Source organism: Mitsuaria sp. BK041 (assembly GCF_014193085.1).
In the GTDB taxonomy this organism is placed as follows: Bacteria; Pseudomonadota; Gammaproteobacteria; order Burkholderiales; family Burkholderiaceae_C; genus Roseateles.
Genome location: NZ_JACHYT010000001.1, coordinates 35,774 through 57,880, shown reverse-complemented (window position 1 = coordinate 57,880; position 22,107 = coordinate 35,774). Strand labels below are relative to the sequence as shown.

General features: G+C 70.7%; 18 protein-coding genes. 9 read left to right on the top strand and 9 right to left on the bottom strand.

Features of this window, described 5'->3' with window-relative positions; translation table 11 throughout:
* The first annotated feature begins 118 nt into the window (after positions 1–118).
* From FHT38_RS00260 to FHT38_RS00245, 4 genes are all read left to right on the top strand, one after another.
* On the top strand, positions 119–940 hold the full coding sequence (locus FHT38_RS00260; protein ID WP_183488719.1) for a nucleotidyltransferase domain-containing protein: 822 nt from the start codon (positions 119–121) through the stop codon (positions 938–940).
* A gap of 133 nt (positions 941–1,073) precedes the next feature.
* Positions 1,074–1,322, top strand: coding sequence for a hypothetical protein (locus FHT38_RS00255; RefSeq protein WP_183488716.1), 249 nt, complete (start codon positions 1,074–1,076; stop codon positions 1,320–1,322).
* A gap of 87 nt (positions 1,323–1,409) precedes the next feature.
* Positions 1,410–1,829 (top strand): nuclear transport factor 2 family protein, encoded by a 420-nt coding sequence (locus FHT38_RS00250; RefSeq protein ID WP_183488712.1) that lies wholly within the window; start codon positions 1,410–1,412, stop codon positions 1,827–1,829.
* Positions 1,830–1,863: 34 nt separating this feature from the next.
* The gene (locus tag FHT38_RS00245) at positions 1,864–2,259 is read left to right on the top strand and encodes a tautomerase family protein (protein ID WP_183488709.1); all 396 of its coding nucleotides are present in this window, start codon (positions 1,864–1,866) and stop codon (positions 2,257–2,259) included.
* A 45-nt stretch (positions 2,260–2,304) separates the two neighbouring features.
* On the opposite strand, the gene FHT38_RS00240 is transcribed toward FHT38_RS00245, so the two are convergent.
* Positions 2,305–3,084, bottom strand: coding sequence for a type III pantothenate kinase (locus FHT38_RS00240; protein WP_091719865.1), 780 nt, complete (start codon positions 3,082–3,084; stop codon positions 2,305–2,307).
* A 178-nt stretch (positions 3,085–3,262) separates the two neighbouring features.
* Here FHT38_RS00240 and FHT38_RS00235 point away from each other — a divergent pair, with 178 nt between their 5' ends.
* Both FHT38_RS00235 and FHT38_RS00230 read left to right on the top strand, forming a co-directional pair.
* Positions 3,263–5,092 carry a methyl-accepting chemotaxis protein gene (locus FHT38_RS00235; RefSeq protein ID WP_183488707.1) on the top strand — a complete coding sequence of 610 codons (1,830 nt, stop codon included), beginning with the start codon at positions 3,263–3,265 and terminating at the stop codon, positions 5,090–5,092.
* Positions 5,077–6,246, top strand: a complete 1,170-nt coding sequence (locus tag FHT38_RS00230) for a YbfB/YjiJ family MFS transporter (protein WP_310737387.1) — start codon at positions 5,077–5,079, stop codon at positions 6,244–6,246. Before FHT38_RS00235 ends, FHT38_RS00230 begins: the two co-directional genes overlap by 16 nt.
* Before the next feature lie 39 nt (positions 6,247–6,285).
* Here FHT38_RS00230 and cobA read toward each other — a convergent pair whose 3' ends face one another.
* The 4 genes from cobA to nirB all read right to left on the bottom strand — a co-directional run bounded on the left by cobA (position 6,286) and on the right by nirB (position 12,948).
* Positions 6,286–7,167, bottom strand: a complete 882-nt coding sequence (gene cobA / locus FHT38_RS00225; RefSeq protein WP_255488561.1) for a uroporphyrinogen-III C-methyltransferase — start codon at positions 7,165–7,167, stop codon at positions 6,286–6,288.
* A complete protein-coding gene (locus FHT38_RS00220) occupies positions 7,164–9,956 on the bottom strand; it encodes a nitrate reductase (RefSeq protein WP_183492340.1) in 2,793 nt (930 codons plus the stop codon). The genes cobA and FHT38_RS00220 overlap by 4 nt, the downstream gene beginning before the upstream one ends.
* Positions 9,957–10,032: 76 nt before the next feature.
* Positions 10,033–10,413, bottom strand: coding sequence for a nitrite reductase small subunit NirD (gene nirD / locus FHT38_RS00215; RefSeq protein WP_091719853.1), 381 nt, complete (start codon positions 10,411–10,413; stop codon positions 10,033–10,035).
* A gap of 15 nt (positions 10,414–10,428) precedes the next feature.
* Positions 10,429–12,948: a nitrite reductase large subunit NirB gene (nirB, locus tag FHT38_RS00210; protein WP_183488705.1), complete on the bottom strand. Its 2,520-nt coding sequence runs from the start codon at positions 12,946–12,948 to the stop codon at positions 10,429–10,431.
* 50 nt (positions 12,949–12,998) lie between these two features.
* On the opposite strand from nirB, the gene FHT38_RS00205 reads away from it, so the two are divergent.
* Positions 12,999–14,717: a bifunctional protein-serine/threonine kinase/phosphatase gene (locus tag FHT38_RS00205; protein WP_183488703.1), complete on the top strand. Its 1,719-nt coding sequence runs from the start codon at positions 12,999–13,001 to the stop codon at positions 14,715–14,717.
* Positions 14,718–14,733: 16 nt separating this feature from the next.
* Here FHT38_RS00205 and FHT38_RS00200 read toward each other — a convergent pair whose 3' ends face one another.
* Complete coding sequence (locus FHT38_RS00200) at positions 14,734–16,011, bottom strand: nitrate/nitrite transporter (protein WP_183488701.1); 1,278 nt, start codon at positions 16,009–16,011, stop codon at positions 14,734–14,736.
* Between the two features lie 325 nt (positions 16,012–16,336).
* Between FHT38_RS00200 and FHT38_RS00195 the strand changes: the two genes are divergently transcribed.
* Positions 16,337–17,797 (top strand): type IV pili methyl-accepting chemotaxis transducer N-terminal domain-containing protein, encoded by a 1,461-nt coding sequence (locus FHT38_RS00195; RefSeq protein ID WP_221213716.1) that lies wholly within the window; start codon positions 16,337–16,339, stop codon positions 17,795–17,797.
* Between the two features lie 6 nt (positions 17,798–17,803).
* Here the strand turns inward: FHT38_RS00195 and FHT38_RS00190 are convergent, their stop codons facing one another.
* From FHT38_RS00190 to FHT38_RS00180, 3 genes are read right to left on the bottom strand one after another with little or no spacing between them, the layout of a single operon-like run.
* A complete protein-coding gene (locus FHT38_RS00190; protein ID WP_175538131.1) occupies positions 17,804–18,607 on the bottom strand; it encodes an ABC transporter ATP-binding protein in 804 nt (267 codons plus the stop codon).
* Between the two features lie 28 nt (positions 18,608–18,635).
* Positions 18,636–19,562: a nitrate ABC transporter permease gene (gene ntrB, locus FHT38_RS00185; RefSeq protein WP_183488697.1), complete on the bottom strand. Its 927-nt coding sequence runs from the start codon at positions 19,560–19,562 to the stop codon at positions 18,636–18,638.
* A gap of 34 nt (positions 19,563–19,596) precedes the next feature.
* Positions 19,597–20,820: a CmpA/NrtA family ABC transporter substrate-binding protein gene (locus tag FHT38_RS00180; protein WP_183488695.1), complete on the bottom strand. Its 1,224-nt coding sequence runs from the start codon at positions 20,818–20,820 to the stop codon at positions 19,597–19,599.
* Positions 20,821–21,108: 288 nt separating this feature from the next.
* On the opposite strand from FHT38_RS00180, the gene FHT38_RS25040 reads away from it, so the two are divergent.
* Positions 21,109–22,101, top strand: coding sequence for a PEPxxWA-CTERM sorting domain-containing protein (locus FHT38_RS25040; RefSeq protein ID WP_221213715.1), 993 nt, complete (start codon positions 21,109–21,111; stop codon positions 22,099–22,101).
* Positions 22,102–22,107: the final 6 nt, after the last annotated feature.

Below are 22,107 nucleotides of genomic sequence, written 5' to 3'. Positions count from 1 at the left end.
AGTAAAGAGTCTTTCGGCGTACTACCTTGACCAAGTTCGTTCGATTCCTGTGGAGCACCTATGCCCTCAAGCGACTCCGGTCCATCTTCCCTTCGCCTGCCACTCCGACAATCGACTAATGAGTTCCACCACGACTAGCCACCTTTCCACGATCCCCGAGCCGGCCCGAGCCGAGGTCCTTGCGCGCCTGCGCAAGGCCGAAACCGAGCACGAGGTGCGCGTGCTGCTGGCCGTCGAGTCGGGCAGCCGCGCCTGGGGTTTCGCTTCGCCCGACAGCGACTTCGACGCCCGTTTCATTTACGTCAACCGCATGGACTGGTACCTGTCCATCGGCCTCGAGGAACAGCGCGACGTCATCGAGTACCCGATCGTCGACGAGATGGACATCAACGGCTGGGACCTGCGCAAGGCGCTGCGGCTGTTCCGCGGCTCCAACCCGGGCTTCGTCGAATGGATCCAGTCGCCGATCGTCTACGAGAGCCGCGGCCGCTTCCACGCGCGGGCGTTGGAATTGCTGCCGGTCGTGTACTCGATCGTGCGCGGCATCCATCACTACCGCAGCATGGCGAAGACGACATATCGATCGCACCTGCAAACGGACGAAGTCAAGCTCAAGAAGTACTTCTACGTGCTGCGGCCGCTGCTTGCGGTGCGTTGGCTCGAACGCGAGCATCAGCCAGCACCTATCGAGTTCCAGCGCCTGCTTCAGACGCTGGATGACGACAAGGACGTGCTGAGCGCGATCCACGATCTGGTCGACCTGAAGCGCCAGACGCCCGAACTGGGACTCTCACCGCAGATCGTCCCGATCCAGCGCTTCATCGAGCGGGAGCTCGACCGCATCGAGGGTCTGGAACTGCCCGCCAAGGATCGGCCGGAAGTCGAGCCGCTGCTGTCCGAGTTGTTCCGCGACGTGCTGCGGGAAAGCTGGGCGGGCTGACGGCTCCCTGCGTGACCGGACCGCTGCCGTGCACCGCACGGCAAGCTCACCGAGCGCTCACACCGGGCTCATCCTGAGCACCGCAGCGGTGGCGAAACTGGCCGCTTTCCACCAGGAAAGGAACCCGTCCGCCATGAATCGCCTGCTCATTTCCGTCCTCCTGGGTCTGCTGGTCTGGAACGTCTCGACGGCCCTGCTCATCGACCTTTACATCCCCTCCCCCTGCGACGCCAGCGGCCGCTGCGACGGCGACATGATCTTCACCCTCAAGGTGGTCGGCCTGTGGCTGGGCATGTTCTGGGTGAGTTCCGTCGGCGTGCTGCTCTACAACGTCGCGCGATGGCAGCGCGACTGGCGCCTGCATCAGCAGGGGGCCCGATGACCGGCGAGCGCCGGCCCCGTCCCGGTCGAAATCCGCCGCCCTGGATCGTCGTCTCCACGGAGCCATCCCGCTTCAAGGAGACACACCATGACCGATGACCCGATCCATGCCTTCCTGGGCGACTACGCGGCCGCCGTCCTGGAGCGCGACTTGGCGCGCTTCCTGGACCTCTACGCGCAGGACGTCCAGGTCTTCGACAGCTGGGACCGCTGGCACTACGCCGGCCGCGAGGACTGGGGCGGCATGATCGCCGCCTGGTTCGACGGCATCCGCGACGTGCGCGTGCGGGTCACCGCGACGGAGGTGACGACCTGGTGCGACACCCAGGTCGCCGGCGGCGTGGCGACGCTGGCGTTCACCGCGCTCGATGCCGGCGGCGAGGCGCTGCGCGCGATCGAGAACCGGCTGACCGTGCTGATGCGACGCGAGCAGGATCGATGGCGCGTCGTCCATCAGCACAGCTCCGTGCCCGTCGACTTCCAGAGCCGGCAGGTCGTCGCGCGATAAGCTCGCGTTCCCGTCGCCCCTCATCGCAGCGCCCATGCCGAGCACCCTCATCGAAATCCGCCGTGCCTGTTCCCCCGAGCAGGAAACCCAGTTGATCGAAGCGGTGCAGGCCGCGCCGGTCGAGGGCTTCAAGATCCCGGCGGAAGACCGCTGCGTGCGCCTGATCGCCTACGAGCCGCATCGCTTCATCCATCCGCCGCGGCTCTCGCGGCCCGAGCGCTACACGCTGGTGACGGTGACGGCCTTCTCCGGCCGCACGATCGAGGCCAAGCGCCGCCTCTATCGCGCGATCGTCGACCGCCTCGGCGCGCTCGATGTCCCCGCCGACCACGTCAAGATCATCCTCAACGAGGTGGAGCGCGAGAACTGGGGCCTGCGCGGCGGCCAGCCGGGCTCGGAGATCGACCTCGGGTTCAAGGTCGACGTGTAAACGCGTCGGGCGCGGTCGACGCGCCCCAGCGCCGGACCGTGCCGTCTACAGCGCCAGGCGATGAGCCTGCAACGCCAGCAGCCCGTCGAAGATCAGCGAGTCGATCAACTCGTGCGGGATGTCCAGCGCCGGCGAGACCTTCCAGCCCGCGCCACCGGTCATCAAGGTGACCGGCTCCTGCCCGCAGCGCTTGACGATGTGGCGGTGCATGCGCTCGATGGCGCCGGTGATCGCGTAGTTGCCGCCGCTGGTGAGCGCGTCCGAGGTGTTGGTGGGGAACTCGCGCACCTCGCCGGTCGGCACGCGCAGGCCGGCGGTGCCGCCTTCCAGTGAGCGCAGCATGATCCCGTGCCCGGGCAGGATCAGCCCGCCCAGGAATCGACCGTCGGCGTCGAGCGCGTCCACGGTCACCGCGGTGCCCACCATCACCACCAGCGCGGGTCGCGGCGTCTGCCCGCGCATGCGCGCCAGCACGTGGTGCCGCGCGCCGATCAGCGCGACGAAGCGATCCGCGCCCAGGCGGCCCGGGTGGTCGTAGCCGTTGATCACGCCGCCCGCCTGCGCCGACGAGGCCACCCAGCGCGCTTCGATGTCCCACAGCTCCATCTGCTCCTCGACGCGGTGCCGCATCGCGTCGCCAGCCACGTTGCTGCCGAGCATGCTGCCCGGCGTCGCCGGCAGCCGGGCCCAGTCGTGCTCGGCCAGCTTCTCGATGTTCTCCAGGAACTGCGCACCGTGCGCCAGCATCGGGCTGCCCGGCTGGGGGCTCGCGTAGAGCGCCCACTTGAGGCGTGTGTTGCCGATGTCGATGGCCAGGAAGCTCATGGGCGTGGCGGGACCTTCTGTGGAGTTCTGCGGGATCGGGCGGCCGGCGCGGATCAGGGCGGCAGGTTAGCAGTGTTTGTCCTCAAGCCGGTGCCCCCTTCGGCCGATTTAGGATGGGATGCAGGTCGACTGCACCATCCCGGCGCAGCCCCCCGACCCAACACAAGGCGCCAGACCGATGAAGTTCTCGATCGCCACGCGACTCTGGATTCCCGTTGCCGTCATGTCCGTCATGACGGTGGTGATGTCGCTGGGGGCGGCCTCGCGCACCCGCAGCCTGCTCGAGGTCGCGCAGGCGACCCAGGAGAAACAGCAGCAACGCTTCGAGCTGGCGCTGCGCTGGCGCGGCCTCACCGAGGCCAACGCGAGCCGCGTGCAGGCCGGGCTGGCGGCCAACGACAACGCCGTCGCCGATGCGATGAAGGGCGACATCGCCAAGACCACAGAGACGATCAACGAGATCCAGAAGCAGCTCGAGGCCCTGGCCGAGGGCGACGACGACAAGGCCGCGATGGCGCGGATCGCCGAACGGCGCCAGGCCTACATCGCCACCCGCAACGAGGCGAACAAGCTCAAGGCCGGCGGCGATGTGAACGGCGCGCACCAGGCGCTGCAGCAGAAGGTCGTGCCCGCCATCGAGCAGTACCTGGTCGCGCAGCAGGACTTCGTCACGCTGCAGCAGCGGCGCTCGGCGGCGCTGCGAGAGGCCGCGGGGGCCGAGCGCATGCGCACCGTGTGGGGCGTGGCGGCGCTGATGACGCTGATCGTGGGCCTGCTGGCCCTGGCCACCGCCTACTTCGTGCGCACGATCTCCGCGCCGCTGAAGTCGCTGATGGCCGAGGCCGAGCGCATCGGCGAGGGCGACCTGTTCCATGTCGACCGCGACTACAGCCGCGACGAGATCGGCGACGTGCAGCGCGCGCTGGCGGCGATGAAGAGCTCGCTGCGCAAGGTGATCCGCGAGGTGCGAGCCAGCGCCGACGGCATGCAGACGGCGAGCCAGGAGATCGCCAGCGGCAACCAGGACCTGAGCCACCGCACCGAGCAGACAGCCTCCAACCTGCAGCATGCGGCGTCCTCGCTGGCGCAGCTGACCGGCACGGTGCAGCAGAGCGCCGACAGCGCGCGCACAGCCAACCAGTTGGCCGGCAGTGCGGCCGAGGTGGCCGAGCGCGGCGGCACGGTGGTCGGCGAGGTGGTGGGCACGATGGCGCAGATCGATGCCTCGGCCAAGAAGATCAACGACATCATCGGCACCATCGACGGCATCGCCTTCCAGACCAACATCCTGGCGCTGAACGCCGCGGTGGAAGCGGCGCGCGCCGGCGAGCACGGCAAGGGTTTCGCGGTGGTGGCGTCGGAGGTCCGGGCGCTGGCGCAGCGCAGCGCGGGCGCGGCGCGCGAGATCAAGGCGCTGATCGGCGACAGCGTGGCCAAGGTCGAGGCCGGCTCGCAGCTGGTGCGCGATGCCGGTGCCACGATGACGGAGATCGTCGCCAGCGTGCAGCGGGTGTCGGACATCATCGGCGAGATCAGCGCGAGCACCGTCGAGCAGAGCCAGGGCATCGGCAATGTCAACGGCTCGGTGGCGCAGCTGGACCAGATGACGCAGCAGAATGCCGCCCTGGTCGAGGAGTCCGCCGCCGCGGCCGAGTCGCTCAGCGACCAGGCGCGCAAGCTCACGGCGCTGGTCGGGCACTTCAAGGTCAGCGATCCCAAGCCGGGGTCGGTCGACGCGGTAGGCGTGACACCGCCACCAGCTCCGACGCGGACATCGCCGCCGACGCCGAAGCCGGCAGTCGCCGCCTCGATGGCGAAGCCGACGACCACACGGCCGGTGGCAGCCAAGCCCGCGGCCACGCGCCCCTCGCCGCCCAAGGCGCCTTCCGCCTCGGTCGCCAAGGCGAGACCCGCCCCCGCGGCGCCGTCCACGCCCAGGCAGGCGCCGGCAGCGGCTCCCGGCCCGAGCGCCACGTCCGCGCCCGGCGACGACTGGGAGACGTTCTGATCCGCCCCTGGCAGGTCTCCGCCGGCGGCATCGCCGGCCTGGTCCTGAGCATCGGCCTGGCGCGCTTCGCCTACACGCCGCTGCTGCCGCTGATGCAGCAGCAGGCCGGTCTGAGCGACGCGATGGGCGGCACGCTCGCGGCCGTCAACTACGCCGGCTACATGAGCGGCGCGGTGATCGCCGCGCTGATCGACGACCCGCGCTGGCGCTCGCGGCTCTACCTCTGGGGCATGGTGCTGGGCCTGCTCGCCACCGCGCTGATGCCGCTCGCGCCCAGCCTGCCGCTGTGGGCGCTGTCGCGCTACCTCGGCGGGCTCAGCGGCGCCGCCGGCATGCTGCTCGGCTCCGGCCTCGTGCTCGGCTTCCTGATGCGCGCCGGCAAGCGACCGGAACTCGGCGTCCACTTCCTCGGGCTTGGCCTGGGCATCGTCGTCTCCGCCCTCGGCGCGATGGCGATGGACCGCCTCGCGCTCGACTGGGCCGGCCACTGGTGGGGCTTCGTCGTCGTCGGCCTGCCGCTGCTCGCGCTGACGGCGTGGTGGCGCCCGCCCGTGCCGCCGCCCGTCGCCGCGACGAGCACCGCCGCCGCCCCCGATCCGAGATGGATGCGCTGGATGATCGCCGGCTACTTCTGCGCCGGCTGGGGCTTCGTCATCAGCGCCACCTTCACCGTCGCGATCGTCGAGCGCCAACCGCTGCTGCACGGCCAGGGCCCCTGGGCCTGGCTGCTGGTGGGCCTGGCGGCCACGCCGGCCGTGTTCCTGTGGGACCGCGTCGCGCGCCGCCTCGGCGATCTCAACGCGCTGCTCGCCGCCTTCGCGCTGCAGATCGTCTCCGTCGTGCTGCCGGCGCTCTCCGGCAGCCTCGCCGCCGCGTTGATCGGCGCGCTGCTCTACGGCGCGACCTTCATCGGCCTGGTCAGCCTCACGCTCGCGCTCGTCGGCCGGCGGTCCCCCGGCAATCCGGGCAAGGCGATGGCGCGCCTCACGCTCAGCTATGGCGTCGCGCAGGTCACGGCGCCCGCGCTCGCCGGCGCGATGGCGCAGGCCAGCGGCAGCTACCTCGCCTCGCTCTGGCTGACCGCGGCGGTGCTCACCGTCGGCATGGGGATCATGGGACGCCTGCGCGCGCTGGAGCGGCGCAACCCGGCCTGACGCGCCACGGCGTCGCGGCGGCGCTCCTCTGCGCCTCGCTCAGGCCGCGCGGAACGTCGCCAGCGGCTCGCCGACACGGCCGGCATCGGCGTCGCCGCCCGCACCGGCACCCGTCAATCCGGCGTTCTCGCGCCATTGCGGCGACAAGGCGACCACCTCGCCGATCACGAGCAGCGCCGGACTGGGCAAGCCCTCGCGCTCGATCGCGGCCGGCAGCTCCGCCAGCGTCGTGAAGCATTCGCGTTGCCGCGACGTGTGCGCCGCGCTGACGATCACGGCCGGCGTGCCCGGCGACAGGCCGCCGTCCTGCAAGGCCTGCCCGATCGCCGCCGCGCGCGCCAGGCCCATGTAGACCACCAGCGTCAGCCGGCTCTTCGCCAGCGCCGCCCAATCGGGCGCGATGCCGTGCTCGCCGTTGTGCCCGGTCACGAAGGCCACGCCCGGCGTGCAGCGACGGTCCGTGACCGGCACACCCACCGACGCCGGCGCCGCCAGCCCGGCCGACAGGCCGTTGATCACCTCGACCTCGATGCCGGCTTCGCGCAGCGCATCAACTTCTTCGCCGCCACGACCGAACACGAACGGATCGCCGCCCTTCAGGCGCACGACACGCGCGCCCGCCCGGGCCTCGCGGATCATCAGTTCATGGATGAAGCGCTGCTCCGTCGACACGCAACCGCCGCGCTTGCCCACGCGCAGCACCCGCGCCGTCGGTGGCAGGCAGGCGAGCACGCGCGCATCGACCAGGTCGTCGGTCAACACCACCTCCGCCTGCTGGAGCCGCTTCATCGCCTTGACGGTCAACAGCTCCGGATCGCCCGGTCCCGCGCCGACGAGGGACACGCTCGGCGCGCTGGCGGACATGCTGGCGGATGAGCTGGCGTTTGAGCTGGCGTTGGCGCTGGCATCGAGGGAGGTCATGTCGCTTCCTTCACTGCATTCGAAACCGGAGACCCTGGCACGACGGTCTGCACCATGCGGCGCAGCGCCGGCAGGCAGGAGCCGCACTGCGTGCCGCAGCGCAATGCGCCCTGCAGCGCCGCCAGGCGCGCCTGCGGCGCGTCGTCGGGCAGCCGCTGCAGGCAGGCGGTGATCGCGTCCTCGCGGACATTGAAGCAATTGCAGACCTGCGGACTGACCGGCACGGCGGGCCCGTCCGCATCCGGCGCCAGCAGGCGGCGGCCGAAGGGCGCGACCGGCACGCGCTCGCTCCACAGCGCATCGAGCCATGCCCCCTCGCTGCCCTCGCCGACGCGCAACAGCGCCTGCAGACGCGCTTCGGCGCCTTCGCCATCCAGCCGCAAGGAGCGGCTGCGGCCGCGCCGTCCGTCGGCATACCGCAGCACGCCGACGCCGTTGAGCTGCAGCACCGTCGACAAGGCCTGCACCACCGGCGCGGGTGGCGGCTCGGCAAAGGCCAGCTCCAGGCTCCAGCCCTCCAGCCCGTCCTGCGCGGGTCCGGGCAGGCAGCAGGCGTACTCGGCCTGGTCCATCAGCACGCGCAGCTGGCTGCGCAGCGCGGCGGCCTGGCCCGGCTTCACCCAGGCCGCGCCGAACACGCGCCAGGGCAGCGCCACCGCCTCCACCGAGACGGCCGCGAACTTCAGCTCGGGCTGCCGTGCATCCGGACAGAACGCCGATTGCGTCAGCGCATTGATGCCCAACTGGCCGCGCCCGCCGAGGAACTCGCTGCCCCAGTGCATCGGCAACCAGACCTGCTGCGGGCCGACGCCCTCGTCCGCGCGCAGCGGCACGATCAGCGGTCCGCGGCGCGACTGCACGCGCACCAGCGCGCCCGCCGTCAACCCGCGGCGCGCGATGTCCTGCGGATGCATCGACAGCGCGGGCGCCGGCTCGCCGGCGAAGAGCCGCGCAACGGTGCCGCTGCGGCTCATGCCGTGCCACTGGTCGCGCAGCCGCCCGGTGCTCAGCGCCAGCGGGAATTTCGGATCCTGCATCTCGGCCGTCGGCTTGAAGGGCTTCGCGATAAAACGCGCCCGACCGTCGGCATGCGCGAAGCGACGATCCTCGTAGAGCCGGGCCTGCGCGGCCTCGGCGCCGGCCGGCCATGGCCACTGCCGCGGAGCCTCCTCCAGCATCGCGTAGCTCAGCCCGCCGATGTCCAGGTCGCGCCCGCGCGTGGCTTCACGATGCTCGATCCACGGCTGCTCCGGCGTCTCCCAGTCGAAAAGGCTGGGCCGGCCCGGACGCAGGACCGTCTCCATGCGCTGCGCGACGTCGCGCACGATGCGCCAGTCGGCGCGCGATTCGCCGGCCGGCGACAGCGCGGCGCGCACGCGGCTGATGCGTCGTTCGCTGTTGGTGACGGTGCCGTCCTTCTCGGCCCAGGTGGCGGCCGGCAGCACCACATCGGCGAAGGCCGCCGTCGCCGTGCCGGAAAAGGCTTCCTGCAGGATGACCAGCTCACAGCGCTCGAGCGCCGCGCGCACCAGCGCCTGGTCGGGCATGGACTGCGCCGGATTCGTGCAGGCGATCCACAGCGCCTTGACCTCGCCGCGGGCGGCGGCCTGGAACAGTTCCACCGCCGTCTTGCCCGGCTGGTCGGGCATCGCGTCGACGCCCCACAGCGCAGCCACTTCATCGCGATGCGCGGCGTTGCCTGGATCGCGGTGACCGGGCAGCAGCGTCGCCATGCCGCCGCTCTCGCGCCCGCCCATCGCGTTGGGCTGGCCGGTGAGCGAGAACGGCCCCGCCCCGGCGCGACCGACCTGGCCCGTCGCGAGGTGCAGGTTGATCAGCGCCGTGTTCTTCGCCGCGCCACTGCTGCTCTGGTTCAGGCCCATGCAGTACAGCGACAGCGTCGACGGCGACTGCGCGAACCACTGCGCCGCCTGCAGGATCTGCGCTTCCTTGAGGCCGGTGAGCCGCGCCGATTCGCTCGGCGTCATCGTGCGCACCAGCGCCTTCAGTTCCGCGAAGCCGGCGGTGTGCCGCTCGATGAAGTCCGCGTCGATCCAGCCCTCCCAGATCGCCGCGTGCAGCATGCCGTGGAACAGCGCGATGTCGCTGCCCGGCTTGATCGCGAGGTGCAGGTCGGCGAACTCGGCCGTCTCGGTGCGGCGCGGGTCCACCACGATGATCTTCATCTGCGGCCGCGCCGCGCGGGCGGCCTCGATGCGGCGGAACAGGATGGGATGCGCCCATGCGGTGTTGGAGCCGGCGATGAACAGGCAGTCGGCCCGCTCCAGGTCTTCGTAGCAGGTGGGCGGCGCGTCGGCGCCCAGCGACTGCTTGTAGCCGACCACCGCCGAGCTCATGCACAGCCGCGAGTTGCTGTCGATGTTGTTGGTGCCGACCAGGCCGCGCGCCAGCTTGTTGAACGCGTGGTAGTCCTCGGTCAGCAGCTGGCCCGAGATGTAGAAGCCGATGGCATCCGGCCCATGCTCGGCGCGGATCGCCAGCAGCTGCTCGGCGATGCGGCGCGTGGTCGTGTCCCAGTCCTGCGGCTCGAACGCATCGTCGCGCGTGGGCCGCCAGGCCGGCTGCAGCAGGCGCTGCTGCTGGCGCACCAGCGGCGTCGCGGTCAGGTGCAGCGTCGAGCCCTTGGTGCACAGCCGGCCGAAGTTGGCCGGGTGGTCGGGATCACCGCGCACGCCGACGACGCGCGTGGCATCGCCCTCGCCCGCCGTGTCGATCAGCACGCCGCAGCCGACCCCGCAGTACGGGCAGGTCGAGCGCGTGCTGCGCACGCCCTCGGCCGGCGCGTGCGTGGACGCGGCGGGCTCGCGATCCTGGGGCACCCGGGCGTTCATCGGCCGGTGCCGTTCAGCAGGCCACGCGGGTGCAGGGACCGGCCATGACCGGCGGCAGGTCGATGCCCACCGTGTCCAGTTCCTGCCGGTCCAGCAGCACGACGCCGTCCTCGACCTTGACCTGGAACACCGGCGTGCGGCCTTCATCCGGCTCGCGCGCGCAGCCGTTCTCCAGCGCGATGGTCCAGTTGTGCAGCGGGCAGGCGACGGCGTTGCCGAAGACGATGCCCTGGCTCAGCGGCCCGGCCTTGTGGGGGCAGCGATCGAGCAGCGCGTGGATGCGGTCGTCGGCGGTGCGGAACAGCGCCACCTGCGGGCCCTTGGCGCGGGCGACGCGGCGCGAGCCCAGCACGGGAATGTCGGTGACGGCGCACACGGAGATCCAGTCGGTCATGGCGGGGCCTCTTGATCAGAAGGGGCCGCGCAGCGGCGCGGCGGGAACGGGTTTGGCGCCGGCACCGGCGGACCCGGCGGACGTCGCGCCGGCCGGGACGGCGACGCTGGCCACCGGCTCGAACTGGCGCACGTCAACCTGGGCCTTGGCGAACTCGAACCACGGATCGGGCTCGCCATCGAGCGCGTACTGCAGCTCGGCCCACAGCGCCTTGCGGCCCTCGTGGTCCTCGAGGATGCGCTGCTTCACATGGTCCAGCCCGACGCGGCTGACGTAGTGCACGGTGCGCTCGAGGTACCAGCCCTCCTTGCGGTAGAGCTGCATGAAGGCGCCGGTGTACTCCATCACCTCCTCGGCGGTCTTGAGCTTGACCAGGAAGTGCGCGACCTCGGTCTTGATGCCGCCATTGCCGGCGATGTACATCTCCCAGCCGGAGTCGACGCCGATGATGCCGACGTCCTTGATGCCGGCCTCGGCGCAGTTGCGCGGGCAGCCGCTGACGGCGAACTTGACCTTGTGCGGCGCGTACATGCGCCACATCGCGCGCTCCAGGTCCTTGCCCATCTGCGTGCTGTCCTGCGTGCCCATGCGGCACCACTCGGAGCCGACGCAGGTCTTCACCGTGCGCAGCGCCTTCGCGTAGGCGTGACCGCTCGGCATGCCGATGTCCTTCCAGACGTCGACCAGATCCTCCTTGCGCACGCCCAGCAGGTCGATGCGCTGGCCGCCAGTCACCTTGACGGTGGGGATCTTGTATTTGTCGACGGCATCGGCGATGCGGCGCAGCTCGTCGGCGCTTGTCTCCCCGCCCCACATGCGCGGGATCACCGAGTAGGTGCCGTCCTTCTGGATGTTGGCGTGGCTGCGCTCGTTGATGAAGCGCGATTGCGGATCGTCCACGGCCTCCTTGGGCCAGGAGGAGATCAGGTAGTAGTTGAGCGCCGGACGGCAGGTCGCGCAGCCGTTGGGCGTCTTCCAGTTCAGGCGGTCGTAGACCTCGTCCAGCTTGACCAGGTGCTCCTTGAAGATGGCATCGCGCACCTCCTGGTGGCTCAGCTCGGTGCAGCCGCACACGGCCTTCTTCTTCGGCGTGGCCGAGTAGTCGCCGCCCGCGGTGAACATCAGCAGCTGCTCGACCAGCCCGGTGCAGGAGCCGCAGCTCGCGCTGGCCTTGGTGTGCTTGCGCACCTCCTCCAGCGTGAACAGGCCCTTCTCCTTGATCGCATTGCAGACGGCGCCCTTGGTCACGCCGTTGCAGCCGCAGACCTCGTCGCTGTCGGCCATCGCGGCGGCCTTGTTGTGGCCCTGGTGGCCGACGTCGCCGATGTTGCTTTCGCCGAACATCAGCTTGTCCCGGATGTCGCCGATCTTGCGGCCCTCGCGCAGCAGCTTGAAGTACCAGCTGCCGTCGACGGTGTCGCCGTACAGGCAGGCGCCGACCAGCTGGTCGTTCTTGATCACCAGCTTCTTGTAGACGCCGGCGAAGGGATCGCTCATCACGATCTCCTCGGTGCCCTCGCCGCCCATGAAGTCGCCGGCCGAGAACAGGTCGATGCCGGTCACCTTCAGCTTGGTGCTGGTCTGGCTGCCGAGGTAGCGGCCGATGCCGAACTGCGCCAGGTGATTCGCGCAGACCTTGCCCTGCTCGAACAGCGGCGCCACCAGGCCGTAGGCGATGCCGCGGTGCGCGGCGCACTCGCCGACGGCGTAGATGCGGGGATCGGTCACCGTCTGCAGCGTGTCGGTGACGACGATGCCGCGGTGGCAGTGCAGGCCGGCGCTTTCGGCCAGCGCGGTGTTGGGGCGGATGCCGGCGGCCATCACGACGAGGTCGGCGGGAATCTCCTCGCCATCCTTGAAGCGGACGGCCATCACGCGGCCATCCTTGTCGCCGATCAGCGCCTCGGTCTGCGCGCCCATGCGGAAGCGCAGGCCGCGCTCCTGCAGCGACTTGCGCAGCAGGTCGCCGGCCTGGTCGTCGAGCTGGCGCTCCATCAGCCAGTCGCCGATGTGCACGACGGTGACCTGCATGCCGCGCAGCATCAGGCCGTTGGCCGCTTCCAGGCCCAGCAGGCCGCCGCCGATGACGACGGCGTGCTGGTACCTGGTGGCCGCCTCGATCATCGTGTTGGTGTCAGTGATGTCGCGGTAGCCGATCACGCCGTCCAGGTCCTTGCCGGGCACCGGCAGGATGAAAGGGTTGGAGCCGGTGGCGATCAGCAGCCGGTCGTAGTCGGCCTCGGTGCCGTCGGCCGCGATCACCTTGCGCTTGATGCGATCGATCTGCGTGACCGTCTTGCCCAGGTGCAGCGTGATGCCGTTCTCCTCGTACCAGGAGAGCGGGTTCAGGATGATCTCGTCCAGCGTCTGCTCGCCGGCGAGCACCGGGCTGAGCAGGATGCGGTTGTAGTTCGGATGCGACTCGGCGCCGAACACGGTGATGTCGTACAGATCGGGCGAGATCTTCAGCAGCTCTTCCAGGGTGCGGACGCCGGCCATGCCGTTGCCCACCATCACCAGCTTCATCTTTTTCATGCGGCACGCTCCAATCGGATTCGGGCGATGACGGCAGAATCGCCGCCACCATGAGTTTTGACATCGCCATCGGCCTGGCCAGCGACCGCGGCCCGCGGGAACGCAACGAGGACTTCGCCGCCGTGCAGCGGCCGCAGGACGCGCGTGAGGCCGGCAAGGGCTGGATCGCGGCGCTGGCCGACGGCGTCTCCGGACAGCCCGGCCAACCTGGCGAGGGCGGTGGCCGCATGGCGGCGCAGACGACCGTCGGCGCGCTGGTGCGCGACTACCACGCCACGCCGCGCCACTGGGACACCACCGTCGCGCTGGACCGGCTGATCGCCGCGCAGAACGGCTGGCTGGCCCATCACAACCGACGCGGCGAGCGCTTGGCGCTGACGACGCTCAGCGCCGTCGTGCTGCAGGGCGGTGGCTACACGGTGGCCCATGTCGGTGACAGCCGCGTCTGGCTGATCCGCGAGGGCCAGGCCACGCAGCTGACGCAGGACCACGCCATCGACCAGAGCGACTTCGCCCGGCTCACCCGCGCCATCGGCCTCGATGACACGGTGCGCGTCGACTACGCGCAAGGCGACCTGCGCGCCGGCGATCGCCTGCTGCTCACCAGCGACGGCGTGCACGGCCCGCTGCGGGCGAGCCAGCTCGCCGAACTGGCGATGGGAGAGGACGCCCAGGCCGCGGCCGAGGCGCTGGTCCGCGCCGCGCTCGAGGCGGGCGGACGCGACAACGCCACCGCGCTGCTGGTGCTGGTGCGCGCGCCGGGCATCGCCGATTACGACGACCTGCTGCGTGGCGCGCAGCGCCTGCCCGTCCCGCCGCGCTTGAAGGCCGGAGATCTGCTCGACGGCCTGCGCATCACCGCGCTGGTGGCCGACAACGGCGTGCACCGGCTCTTCCGCGCCCGCCGCGACGAGGACGTCGGCGACCTGCGACCGCTCGCCTTGAAGACGCTGGCCGAGGCCCGCGGCGACGACCCGCAGGAGCGCGCCATGCTCGCGCACGAGGGCTGGGTGACGCGCCGCGTCGGCGACCACCCTGGATTGGTGCGCGGCCACGAGACGCCGGATGCCAGCGCGTTGTACCTGCTGGCCGACTGGCATGACGGCCGCACGCTCGAAGACCTGATGGCCGAGGGCCGACCGGCGCTGGCCGACTTCCTCGCCGCGGCCGGCGAGATCGCCGCCGCGCTGGGCCGGCTGCATCGCGCCGGCATCGTGCATCGCGACATCAAGCCCGGCAACCTGCACCTGGGCGACGACGGCCGCTGGCGCGTGCTGGACCTGGGCGTGGCGCTGTCCGGCCACGAACCCGAGGCGCTGCGCGACCTGCATGCCGGCACGCCCAGCTACATCAATCCCGAGCAATGGGACGATCCGCCCGCGCCCGCGGACGCCGGCAGCGATCTCTTCGCGCTGGGCGTCACGCTGTACCAGTGGCTCACCGGCCGGCTGCCCTATGGCGAGATCGAGCCCTACCAACGCGGCCGCTACCGGCATGACCCGCGTCCGCCCTCGCGGCTGCGGCCCGATGTGCCGATCTGGCTCGACCGCCTGCTGCTGAAGGCCGTGCATCGCGAGGCCGCGGCCCGCTTCGAGACCGCCGACGAGTTGCTGCTGGCGCTGGAGCGCGGCGCCTCGCGCCCGCTGCCCGCCGCCGGCGGCAGTGCGCTCGCCCGTCGCAATCCGCTCGCGGCCTGGCAACTGGCCTTCGGCCTGTCGGCGCTGCTCAACCTGCTGCTGCTGGTGTGGCTGCTGTTCCTGCCGCGCTGAACGCGGCCGGGCCGCGTCAACGCGCTTCATAGGCCCTCCCGTGGGACGGCGCCGAGGCGGCGCTGCTCGCCGTGCCCGCGGCGGTCACGCGGGCACGGCCGCCGCGCTCGGCCCAGGTGCGGGTCCAGCGGATCTGCATCACGCGCATCACGCCCAGCATCAGCAGCGACAGCACCGCGAAGATCGCGAAGCCCCAGAAGTAGGTGCCGGCGTATTGCTTGGACAGGCCCATCAGGTTGGGCACCAGGCCGCCGCCCAGTGCGCCGACCTCGCCGATCATCGAGCCCGCCACCGCCGTGGCCGCGGGCCAGCGCAGCGGCACCAGTTGGAACAGCGCGCCGTTGCCGGCGCCCAGCGCGGCGAAGCACGCGATCAGCAGCAGCGTCGTGGCCACCAGCGAGCCGCCGGCCAGTCCCACCAGCAGCAGCGTCACCGTCACCGCGACCAGCACCACGGTCAGCGTGTTGACGCCGCCCCAGCGGTCGGAGATCCAGCCGCCCATCACGCGCACCGCGGCGCCCATGAACGCCGCGAGCATCGTCAGCTGGCCGGCCTGCACCTTGGAGACGCCGAACTGGTCGTAGTAGTAGGTGGGCAGGAAGGTGATGAGCCCGATGAAGCCGCCGAAGGTGACCGCGTAGATCAGGCTGAAGGCCCAGCCGTCCTTCTCGAACAGGCAGGCCATGTGGCTGCGCAGGCCGGCATGGCTGTCGACATCGGGCGGCTCCTTGGCGAAGACGATCATCACGAGCATCGGCACCAGGATCGCGGCGCCGGCGACCGCGTAGACCGTCTGCCAGCCCAGCCACTGCGCCAGCGGCGGCGCCACCAGCACCGACACCGCGGTGCCGACGTTGCCCGCGCCCACCAGGCCCATCGCCAGGCCCTTGTACTTGGGCGGGTACCAGCCCGAGCCCAGCGACAGCGCGACGCCGAAGCTCGCGCCGGCGATGCCGAGCAGCACGCCCATGGCGAGCAGGTCGTCGTAGCCCTTGACCATGAAGAAGCCATAGCCCATGGCGACGGCGATCAGCGCCATCTCGACCAGCGTCGCGTTCTTGCGGCCGATGTATTGCGACAGCACGCCCAGCGGGAAGCGCATCAGCGCGCCGGCCATGATGGGGATCGACAGCATCAGGCCCTTCTGCGCGGCGGTCAGCTGGTAGGCCTCGCTGATGAAGGGCGCGAGCGCGCCGTTCAGCACCCAGATGCAGCACGAGAACGCGAAGTACAGGAACGCCGCACCGAGGGTCGGGGCGTGACCGGAGCGCAGGAAGGTGCGGAACGCTGCCATGGCGGGGAGGCTCTGGGTGGCTGGAACGAAAAAAGGCCGCGTCGAGCACCGGGCTCGGCGTGGCCTTCTGACGGATGGGGCATCGGGTCGCTCGGCGGCCCGCTGCGAAGACCGCGGGGCCGGAACCCCGCGCGGGTGCGGCGCGTCATTGCGCCACGCACCTTCCTTCGCAAGTCGCGTGCCAGTCTGCTGCACCGCACCCAGGCCGCCCGCCGCCGGCGCGAAGGGCTTATGCTGCGACGCGCCGAGGACCACCCCGGTTCCCGGCGCCCCGACGAGGCGGCCGACGCCGCCTTCCTCCTCTGTCGCGCCCCGCCTGCCGCCCATGTCCGCGTCCCTGCCCGCGCCCGCCTCACGCCCCCTCGATGACGCCGCCGACGACGGCGATGCCCTGCCCCGCCGCGTGCTGCTGCTGGGCGGCGAACGCGTCCCGTCCGACCTGCTGGCCCCGCCGCCGCACTGGATCGTGGCGTCCGTGCACCAGCCCGGACGCGACAGCTTGGTGCGTGCCGCACAAGAACAGGCCGTCGAGGCCTTCGTGCTGCTGGCCGACGCCGACCAGGTCGACGGCTGGCTCGATGCGATCGAGGCCGCTGGCGAGGCCTTCCGGAGGTCGCCCGCGGTCGATGCGCCGGGCGCGCTGCCCGGGCTGGCCGTCGTGCCCGACGCACCGGCGCTGCCACCGCCCGTCCAGCAGCGCGCGCTGGCGCTGGGGGTGCAGCTCATCCTGGAGGCGATGCTTCCCGCCGAGGCGCTGCGCCGCCAGCTGCGCTGGGCCGTCTGGCAGGCCGGCCGCTTCGCGGCGGTGCGCGCGCAGCTCGACGACCGCAAGTGGACCGAGCGCGCCAAGGGCCTGCTGATGTCGGCGCGCGACCTGGACGAGGACAGCGCCTTCCGCCTGCTGCGCGAAACCGCCATGCATGCGCACCTGCGACTGGGCGAGGTGGCGCGCTCGGTGGTGCAGTCGGCGCAGCTGGCCGAGGCGGTCAACCTCGCCGGGCAGCAGCGCATGCTCAGCCAGAGGCTGGTGAAGCTGATGGCGCAGCGGGCCGCCGGCATCGAGGCCAAGCGGGCGAAGACGCTGCAGGACGAGTCCTGCGCGCGCGTGGCGAGCAACCTGTCGCGGTTGCCGGCGCTGTTGCCCGCGTTGTTGCCGCCGATGTCATCGCCGATGTCGCCCGCGCCGGCCGCCGCGATGTCGCCCTCGATGTCGACCGCGCCGGGGCCTTCGTCCTCCGCCGCGCCGGAGTCGGTCTCATCGCGGGCCGCGCTGCAGGTCGATCCGGTCATCGACGCCTGGCGGCGCCTGGAGCCGCTGCTCGCCGGCAAGCCGACGGCCGAGGCCCTGCTCGCCGCCGACGCGGCCGCGGAGGACCTTCGCGCGCACTCCGACGCGCTGGCCTCGGCCATCGCGGCCTGCGGCGGCGGCAAGCCGCTGCATGTCGTCAACCTCTGCGGTCGCCAACGGATGCTGAGCCAGCAGCTGGCCAAGGAAGCGCTGCTGGCGGACCTGCTGCCCAGCCGGAATCCGGCGGTGCTGCTCGACAGCCTGGATCGTTTTGCCGCCGGGCTGGCGGAGCTGGAGAGCTCGCCGCTGTCGAGCGACGCGATCCGGGCCTTGCTGGCGGAGGTCGGCGCCGAGTGGCTGCGGCTGATGCGCAGCCTGCGTGACGCCCATGGCCGCGAGGCGGCCGCGGGACTGGCCCGCAGCAGCGAGATCCTGCTTGACCGGCTGGACCTGCTCACCGCGCATTACCAGCAGAGCTTGCAGATCATCCTGGGGTGAGGGTCTTCAAGCCGCCCGGGCCTCCGTGTGGCGATGCCGCGTGTAGAGGAAGTCGATCACCGCCTTGCGCGCATGCACGTAGACCGGATCCTCCGCCAGCGCAACCCGGTCCCGCGGCCGCGCCAGCCGCACCGGCAGCACCTCGCCGATCGTCGCCGCGGGCCCGTTGGTCATCATCACGATGCGATCCGACAGCAGCACCGCCTCGTCGACATCGTGCGTGACCATCACCACGGTGCTGCGCGTCGCGGCGACGATCTTCAGCAGCTCATCCTGCAGATGCGCCCGTGTCAGCGCATCCAGCGCGCCGAAGGGCTCGTCCATCAGCAGCACCTTGGGCTCCATCGCCAGCGCCCGCGCGATGCCGACGCGCTGCTTCATCCCGCCCGAGATCTCATGCGGCCGCTTGAACATCGCATGCCCCATGCCGACCAGGTACAGCGCTTCCTCCGTCCGCGCCATCAGTCGCGGCCGCAGTTCCCGGCCGCCGAAGACGGACTCGACCGCCAGCAGCACGTTGTCGAAGCAGGTCAGCCACGGCAGCAGCGAATGGTTCTGGAACACGACCGCCCGCTCCGGCCCCGGACCGGCGATCTCGCGGCCGTCGCAGAGCAGGCCGCCGCCGGTGGGCCGCAGCAGGCCGGCGATCAGGTTCAGCAGCGTCGACTTGCCGCAGCCCGAATGGCCGATCAGCGTCACGAACTCGCCCTGGGCAATGTCCAGGTCGATGTCGCGCAACGCGTGGAAGCGTCCCTGGCGGGTCGAGAACACCATGTCGGCCCGCTGCACGCGGATGAAGGGAGTGCTCATCAGGATCTCCTGGTCGCGCTTGATGCGCTCAATCGTCGAAAGAGAAACGCCTGGCCAGCGCCATCAGCGCCCATTCCAGCAGCAGGCCCACGATGCCGATCACGAAGATCGCGATCAGGATGTGCCGCACGTTGAGGTTGTTCCACTCGTCCCAGACCCAGAAGCCGATGCCCACGCCGCCGGTCAGCATCTCCGCCGCGACGATCACCAGCCAGGCCGTGCCCACCGACAGCCGCACGCCGGTCAGCATGTAGGGCAGCACCGCCGGGAACAGGATGCGCGTCACCAGCTTCCACTCCGACAGCCGCAGCACGCGCGCGACGTTCAGGTAGTCCTGCGGCACGCGCTGCACGCCCACCGCGGTGTTGACCACCATCGGCCAGATCGAGCAGATGAAGATGGTCCAGATCGCCGCCGGATTGGCGCTCTTGAACACCAGCAGCCCGATCGGCAGCCAGGCCAGCGGGGACACCGGCTTGAGCAGGCTGATCAGCGGCGACAGCATGCGGCTCGCGAATTCAAAGCGGCCGATGATGAAACCCAGCGGGATGCCCACCGCCGCCGCCAGGCCGAAGCCCAGCCCGACGCGCTCCAGCGAGTTCAGGATGTTCCAGCCGATGCCCTGGTCGTTGGGGCCGTTGCGATAGAACGGATCGGCGAACAGCTGGACCGCGGCGTCCCAGGTGGCGCCGGGCGTCGGGAAGGCGCCGCCCTTGAGCGTGGCGACGGTCCAGACGAGCCACAGCAGGCCGAGCCCGAGCACCGGCGGCAGCACGCGCATCCACAGGCTGCGCCAGTCGATGCCGGCGCGCGGCGGGCGCGCGGACGGCGCGGCCGGCGTGGACGGCGCGACCGGTTCGTTGGCCGCGTCGCGGGCCAGCGGCTTGGGCGGGGCCACCGGGGCGCTCATCGGCTCGGCGGCGTCGGTGGGGGAATGGAACACGGCACTGACCATGACGGCCTCCTGCGGGGATCGGATGAAGCGCCGTTCAGGCGCGGACCTTGAAGGCATCGGCGTACTTCGCCGGATCCTTGCCGTCCCAGACGACGCCGTCGAAGAACTTCGCCGACCGCATCGTCTCCTTGGGCACCGACACGCCCAGCGCCGTCGCGGCCTGCCGGTAGAGCTCGACCTGGTTGACCTGGCGGGCCACGCCCACGTAGTCCGGATGCTCCTTGATCAGGCCCCAGCGCTTGTGCTGCGTGAGGAACCACATGCCGTCGGACAGCCAGGGGAAGTTGACCTGGCCGTCGTTGAAGAACTTCATGTAGTTGGGGTCGTCCCAGGTCCGGCCCAGGCCGTTCTGGTACCGGCCCAGGATGCGCTGGTTGATCGCGTCGACGCTGGTGTTGACGTAGGCCTTGTCGGCGATGGTCTCGGCCATCTTCTGCTTGTTGGACAGGCTCGCGTCGATCCAGCGGCCCGCCTCGAGCACGGCCATGATCACGGCGCGCGCGGTGTTCGGGTACTTCTTCACGAAGTCGCCGGTGGTGCCCAGCACCTTCTCCGGATGGTCCTTCCAGATGTCCTGCGTCGTGGCCGCGGTGATGCCGATGCCATCGATGATGGCGCGATGGTTCCAGGGCTCGCCGACGCAGAAGCCGTCCATGTTGCCCACGCGCATGTTGGCCACCATCTGCGGCGGCGGCACGGTGATCACCTTGGCGTCCTTCATCGGGTTCACGCCCGCGGCGGCCAGCCAGTAGTAGAGCCACATCGCATGCGTGCCGGTCGGGAAGGTCTGCGCGAAGGTGTAGTCGCGCTGCTCCTTCTTCATCGCGCGGGTCAGCGACGCGGCGTCGACCGCGCCCGCCTCGGCGAGCTTCTTCGACAGCGTGATCGCCTGCCCGTTGTTGTTGAGCGTCATCAGCACGGCCATGTCCTTCTTCGGACCCGCCACGCCCAGGTGCACGCCGTAGATGAGGCCGTAGAGGACATGCGCCATGTCGAGCTCGCCGTTGACGAGCTTGTCGCGCACGCCGGCCCAGGAGGCCTCCTTGGTCGGCACGATCTTGATGCCGTACTTCTTGTCGAAGCCCAGCGCGGCGGCCATCACCACCGACGCGCAGTCGGTCAGCGGGATGAAGCCGATGCGGACCTCCTCCTTCTCCGGCTTGTCCGAGCCCGCGGCATAGGCGCCACCGCCCGGCAGCGCGGACAGCCCGCCCAGCGCCGCTCCGGCGGCGAGCAGCTTGCGACGCTCAGCGCTCATCAGACCCTCCTTGGAACCGTGTTGCATTCAAGACCTCCGGGAAAGAAAACAAAAAAGGCGTCGCGATCGGACCCGGCGCGGTGCGCGGGTGCGATCGGACGCCTTTGTCCGAACCTTGTTGGGGCGGCCCTCACGCCGTTGCGAGGGCTTGTCGATCACTACGCATGAAGCGTGCCAAGGCCGCGCACGCGGCGTGCCCGCGGAAGCGGTTTCGAGGGGCGGCGTGAACGTCGGCCGTCGGCTAACTTCCGTGAAGCCGCCGCGAACGATGCGGCAAGGGAGACCGCCATGCATCCACTACCCCGCAGCGCGCGGCCGCTGGCCGCCGCCGTGCTCGCCATCGGCCTGTCCGGGCAGGCCCTGGCGCTGGAGATCACCAGCACCAAGCAGGCCGCGATCTATCGGGACGGGGCGGCCACGCCGGTCGCCGGACCGATCAGCCGCACCGGCACGCTCGCCTCGGGACAGCTGGACTCGGCGAACCTGACGGTCACGGACAACTCGTCGGGTTCGCTGCTGGCCACCGCCACGGGCTGGAGCCAGGGCAGCCGGACCGGCCTGTCCAACTTCGCGTCGGCCAGCGTCTTCCTGAACACCCTCGCGTTCGAGCGGTCGGCCTACGTCGAAGTGACCTCCTCGATCTCCTTGACCGACACCTTCGTCATCACCTGCCCGACCTGCGTCAATGGCACCATCGCGTGGGCGGGCCTGGCCGTGGGCGGCAACCTCGGCCAGTACATCTCGACCGGCGGCTTCAGTCCCTGGACCGGCCAGCCCGAAGGCGCCTACCAGACGACGGCGCTGAACTATTCCACCTCCAACGGCGCGTCGAGCACCGGCGTCCCGCCCCCGCCCTGGGGCGAACCGCACCAGGACCAGGCCGGATCCTCGTACACCCTGTACGACATCCAGAGCAACGGCAACCACTCCGCCTGGGAGATCCGCGACGACGGCGCCGTGATGTTCCAGTTCGTCTACGGCGAGCCGATCACCTTCGGCCTCCACCTGCACTCGTGGGTGACGGCCGCCGTCCAATCCGGCACGAGCGGCCAGACCGACGCCTGGGCACTCGCGATGTCCAACCAGATCGACAACATCACCTTCGGCGGCGTCTACGTCACCGACCTGGACAACAACCCGGTGGGGAACATCTCCGCGCTGAGCGCCGATGGCTACAACTACGCGCTGGCGGCCGCCGTCGTGCCCGAACCCGGCACGTGGGCGCTGATGCTCGGCGGCCTGGCGGCGCTGGGCGCGCTGGCGCGACGTCGGCGCGACTGATCACGA

Bases quoted from the DNA above. Each gene is read 5' to 3' on its own strand.
- FHT38_RS00260 (WP_183488719.1), top strand. From the start codon at position 119: ATGAGTTCCACCACGACTAGCCACCTTTCCACGATCCCCGAGCCGGCC.
- FHT38_RS00255 (WP_183488716.1), top strand. From the start codon at position 1,074: ATGAATCGCCTGCTCATTTCCGTCCTCCTGGGTCTGCTGGTCTGGAAC.
- FHT38_RS00250 (WP_183488712.1), top strand. From the start codon at position 1,410: ATGACCGATGACCCGATCCATGCCTTCCTGGGCGACTACGCGGCCGCC.
- FHT38_RS00245 (WP_183488709.1), top strand. From the start codon at position 1,864: ATGCCGAGCACCCTCATCGAAATCCGCCGTGCCTGTTCCCCCGAGCAG.
- FHT38_RS00240 (WP_091719865.1), bottom strand. From the start codon at position 3,084: ATGAGCTTCCTGGCCATCGACATCGGCAACACACGCCTCAAGTGGGCG.
- FHT38_RS00235 (WP_183488707.1), top strand. From the start codon at position 3,263: ATGAAGTTCTCGATCGCCACGCGACTCTGGATTCCCGTTGCCGTCATG.
- cobA (WP_255488561.1), bottom strand. From the start codon at position 7,167: ATGACCTCCCTCGATGCCAGCGCCAACGCCAGCTCAAACGCCAGCTCA.
- nirD (WP_091719853.1), bottom strand. From the start codon at position 10,413: ATGACCGACTGGATCTCCGTGTGCGCCGTCACCGACATTCCCGTGCTG.
- nirB (WP_183488705.1), bottom strand. From the start codon at position 12,948: ATGAAAAAGATGAAGCTGGTGATGGTGGGCAACGGCATGGCCGGCGTC.
- FHT38_RS00205 (WP_183488703.1), top strand. From the start codon at position 12,999: ATGAGTTTTGACATCGCCATCGGCCTGGCCAGCGACCGCGGCCCGCGG.
- FHT38_RS00200 (WP_183488701.1), bottom strand. From the start codon at position 16,011: ATGGCAGCGTTCCGCACCTTCCTGCGCTCCGGTCACGCCCCGACCCTC.
- FHT38_RS00195 (WP_221213716.1), top strand. From the start codon at position 16,337: ATGTCCGCGTCCCTGCCCGCGCCCGCCTCACGCCCCCTCGATGACGCC.
- FHT38_RS00190 (WP_175538131.1), bottom strand. From the start codon at position 18,607: ATGAGCACTCCCTTCATCCGCGTGCAGCGGGCCGACATGGTGTTCTCG.
- ntrB (WP_183488697.1), bottom strand. From the start codon at position 19,562: ATGGTCAGTGCCGTGTTCCATTCCCCCACCGACGCCGCCGAGCCGATG.
- FHT38_RS00180 (WP_183488695.1), bottom strand. From the start codon at position 20,820: ATGAGCGCTGAGCGTCGCAAGCTGCTCGCCGCCGGAGCGGCGCTGGGC.
- FHT38_RS25040 (WP_221213715.1), top strand. From the start codon at position 21,109: ATGCATCCACTACCCCGCAGCGCGCGGCCGCTGGCCGCCGCCGTGCTC.